The sequence below is a fragment of the uncultured Maricaulis sp. genome, assembly GCF_963975345.1.
GTDB lineage: Bacteria > Pseudomonadota > Alphaproteobacteria > Caulobacterales > Maricaulaceae > Maricaulis.
This window is the reverse complement of the sequence record NZ_CAXBGE010000023.1, coordinates 1-3,865: the sequence shown is the minus strand read 5'-3', so window position 1 is coordinate 3,865 and position 3,865 is coordinate 1. Positions and strand designations below refer to the sequence as shown.

The following is a 3,865-nucleotide window of genomic DNA, read 5'->3' as shown; positions in this document are numbered from 1 at the left end:
GGCCGGACCACGACAGATGATTCGATTGCGAAATCCTCCCACATCCAGTCGGCGATTTCATCGTTGACGAAGTCCTCGTCAACTGTGCCGCCCAGCGAGATAACCGTCTTGTCCCAATGGGAAATCTGCTCCTGGTCGCGCACCAGAATCTCGATCTGGCGGTCGATTTCGGCCTGCATCAGATGATGTTCGACCTCGAGACGCACGTCATCGGCAACACCGCCGGCGAAAGACAGAAGCTTCAGATTGGCGGCGGCGAACACCATGATGACGGCGGCGCAGAGGGCGTAAACACCCAGGGCGATGTTGCTTGCCGGACCAGTGCCGGATCGATTTTTCATGGCGTGCGTTCCCGTTTCGTCAGGCATTGTATGCGTGAACGCTGAAAATTCGGCTAAATGGCGTGGTTTTCAGGATCTTAACACCCGGGACGTCCTCTGACCGAGGATTGCAGCCGGGCGTCAGATGGCGCAAGTTTGCCTTGCATGATTCCGGCCTGCCTGAGGCGGAACCCAACAGCGAGGCGTCAATGCGAAAACCTGTTCATCGCTTGCCGCTTGGACGCAGGAGCTTTCTGCGCCTGACCGCGGCCTCCGCACTTGCCGGAGGTCTGACCGGGCCTGCGCGCGCCGCGGACGCGGATGTCGATGTCATTGTCATCGGCGCGGGCATGGCGGGGCTGACGGCCGCACGCAGCTTGAGCGATCTGGGTTATGAGGTGCTGGTGCTCGAAGCAGCAGAACGCATCGGCGGCAGACTGTCCACGGACCAGTCGCTGGGCGCGCCGTTCGAGCTGGGCGCGGGCTGGATTCACGGACCTGACGGCAATCCGGTGAGCGCGCTGGTGTCGGCTGCCGGCGGCGAGACCTTTGTCACCGAGGACGACAGCCTGCTGGTGATATCGGGCGACGGCGTGCGCCAGAAGGATGGCCTGATCGAGAGCAGGGAGGCTGAACTCAAGGCGTTGTATGAGCGCATTGACGAGACCTTCGATGCCGACCAGCCGCTGAAATCGGCGATCCAGCGGCTGGCGCCGGAGGCGCTGGACGATCCGGTGATGACCTGGATGATGTCGGCCTATACCGAATTCGATGCCGGCGGGCCGCTGGACCAATTATCGGCCTATTATTTTGACGAGGACCAGGCCTTTCCCGGCGCCGATGTGATTGTCAGCAATGGCTATGACCGGATCCTGCCGCCGCTGGCCGCGGATCTCGACATCAGGCTCGGCCATCCGGTGACCGAGATTTCCTATGAGCGGGGCGACGGCGCCACGGTGACGGCAAACGGCCGCGAGTTCGAGGCGGATTTCGTCATCTGCACTGCTCCGCTCGGCGTGTTGCAGGCCGGCGACATCGACTTCGATCCGCCGCTGCCGAAAGCCTATCGCAACGCCATCGGCCGCATCGGCATGGGCAATGTCACCAAGCTGGCGCTGAAGTTCGAGCAGCCGTTCTGGCCGGTCGGGACCCAGTATTTCGGCTTGACCGGAACAGAAATCGGGCGATGGGCCTCGATCCTGAACTACCGCACCTTCTCCGATCAGAACATCCTGGTGGGGTTCTGCGTCGGCGCCTATGCGCCGCGGGCCGAAGCCATGAGCGACGCGGACATGGTCGGCGACGCCATGCAGGCGCTGCGTTCGATGTTCGGTGCGAGCGCGCCGGATCCGGTGGCGGCACTGGCCACGCGCTGGTCGCAAAACCGGTGGAGCCGCGGCGCCTATTCCTTCGCCAGGACCGGCTCGACACCGGCGGATTTCGAGCTTCTGGCCGAACCGGTGGCCGGCACGCTGCTGCTGGCGGGGGAACACACGCTGTTTGACAGCCACGCCACCGTGCACGGGGCGCATCTGAGCGGGCTTGCCGCCGCGCGGCGGATCGAGGAGGATCTTGCCTGACAAAACAACTTGGCTGACAGTGCACCCTGGCTGACAAAGCAGAGGGGCGGCCCGCCCCCAGGCCAGCCCCGCGCTCCTCCCCCGTCCTTGCCCAGGAGAGGGATCCCTAAGCCGGACGGATGGCCTTGTTGAGTTTGCCGGCGACAAACCATGACACCGGAATTGCCACCAGCGCGCCAGCAAGCGCTGCAAGCGAAATCGAGGCGGCGTCCATCCGGTCAACGCTCAGCGCAGCCACGATGAAGCTGCCGGCCAGCATTGCGCCGACCATGATGTAGATAACCGCCACGAGCTTGAGCATGATCGCCTCCTGAATTCAGGCGCCGCACCGCGCCGACGCAGCGCCTTGAAGCACAATCTAGCCCTGCCGCAGCGGCGGGATTTTGATCTGGCTCAAGCGAAATGCAGATTCTTCGCCGCCAATAACTTTTTACTGGACTCAGTTCCCCTCCCCCCTGTGCCGAAATGAAACAGATGCGGCTGGCATGGTTTGTGCACCGTGATGCGCATGAGCACCAACCATCCCGATATGAACCGCCGCCGCCTGCTTGCCGGGCTTGCCGGGGCTGGCGCGGCCACGCTGCTGGCGGCACCGGCGAGAGCGGGCGAGCTGTTCGCGCAGGTCGATCTGCGCGGCGGCCACGATGCCGATCTCAAGGGCCTGCTGCCCGATGCCGTCGATGACCAGAGCCGGCTGTTCCAGCGCGCCATTGACGACGCGGCGGCGGCGGGCCGCATTCTCAGGCTGCCGCCGGGCAGTTACGTGATCTCCAATATCGACCTGCCCGAGGGCGCCCGGATTTCAGGCGTTGCCGGTGCGACACGGCTGATCTATGGCGGGCGCGGCCATTTCATGCTGGCCGAGGGGGCGCGGCGGGTGGAGCTTTCGGGGCTGGTGCTCGACGGCGCCAACCAGCGGCTGGGTGGGCATGTCTCGGGGTTGTTGCATCTCAGCGGTGTCGCCGAAGCGGTGATCGAGGATGTCAGCATCGCCGGCGCCGACGGGCACGGCATCACGCTGGAAGCCTGCGGCGGGCGGATCAGCCGGTGCGAGATCTTTGGCGCACGGCTGGCGGGGATCTATGCGGTGGAGAGCAAATCGCTGTCGATCACCCGCAATCTGGTGCGCGACTGCGCCAATGGCGGCATTCTGGTGCATCGCTGGAGTATCGGCGAGGACGCGACGCTGATCGACGGCAACCGGGTGATGCGGATTGCGGCGCGCGCCGGCGGCACCGGCCAGAACGGCAACGGCATCAACATCTTTCGCGCCGGCAATGTGATGGTGACGGGCAACCATGTGTCCGATTGCGCGTTTTCGGCGATCCGGGCCAATTCGGCCAGCAACATCCAGATCGTGTCCAACCAGGCGCTGCGCTCGGGCGAGACCGCGATCTATGCCGAATTCGCCTTCGAGGGCGCGGTGATCGCCTCCAATCTGGTCGACGGCGGCACGGTGGGGATTTCGGTGGCCAATTTCAACGAGGGCGGACGGCTGGCCGCCGTGACCGGCAACATCATCCGCAACCTGACCACGCAAGGCCCCTACCCGCCCGAATATGCCGGTTTCGGCATCGGCATGGCGATCGAGGCGGATGCGGCGGTCAGCGGCAATGTCATCGAGGGCGCGCCGAAATGGGCGGTGCTGATGGGGTGGGGTCCGTTTTTGCGGGCGGTCAATTTTTCCGGCAACACCATCCGCAATTCAAGCGCCGGCGTCGCCGTCTCGGTGGTCGAGGGCGCGGGTGCTGCGCTGATTTCGGGCAATTTGTTCGATGCGACCCCCGGCGGCGCGGTCCTCGGCTGCCGCTGGAACGAGGTGGTGACCAGGGATCTGGCCAGGGTCGGCGCCGGCCGGTTCAGCCACCTGACGCTGGAGCGCAATGTGGTGAGCTGAAGCGAGAGAATGACGCCGGCTGGGGCATGCACCGACAGCCCCGCGCGTTAAAAACGCCGGAGGTTTGA

At 64.7% G+C, this 3,865-nt stretch carries 4 protein-coding genes; 2 read left to right on the top strand and 2 right to left on the bottom strand.

Annotation, left to right across the window (positions count from 1 at the left end; genetic code table 11):
• A partial coding sequence (locus AAC029_RS15685) for a hypothetical protein (protein ID WP_339749675.1) occupies positions 1-341 on the bottom strand: 341 nt, incomplete at its 3' end.
• A 140-nt stretch (positions 342-481) separates the two neighbouring features.
• Here AAC029_RS15685 and AAC029_RS15680 point away from each other — a divergent pair.
• Positions 482-1,900, top strand: coding sequence for an FAD-dependent oxidoreductase (locus tag AAC029_RS15680; protein ID WP_339749673.1), 1,419 nt, complete (start codon positions 482-484; stop codon positions 1,898-1,900).
• A gap of 106 nt (positions 1,901-2,006) precedes the next feature.
• Here AAC029_RS15680 and AAC029_RS15675 read toward each other — a convergent pair whose 3' ends face one another.
• A complete protein-coding gene (locus AAC029_RS15675) occupies positions 2,007-2,201 on the bottom strand; it encodes a hypothetical protein (protein ID WP_339749670.1) in 195 nt (64 codons plus the stop codon).
• Positions 2,202-2,408: 207 nt separating this feature from the next.
• Between AAC029_RS15675 and AAC029_RS15670 the strand changes: the two genes are divergently transcribed.
• On the top strand, positions 2,409-3,797 hold the full coding sequence (locus AAC029_RS15670; protein ID WP_339749667.1) for a TIGR03808 family TAT-translocated repetitive protein: 1,389 nt from the start codon (positions 2,409-2,411) through the stop codon (positions 3,795-3,797).
• Positions 3,798-3,865 lie beyond the last annotated feature (68 nt).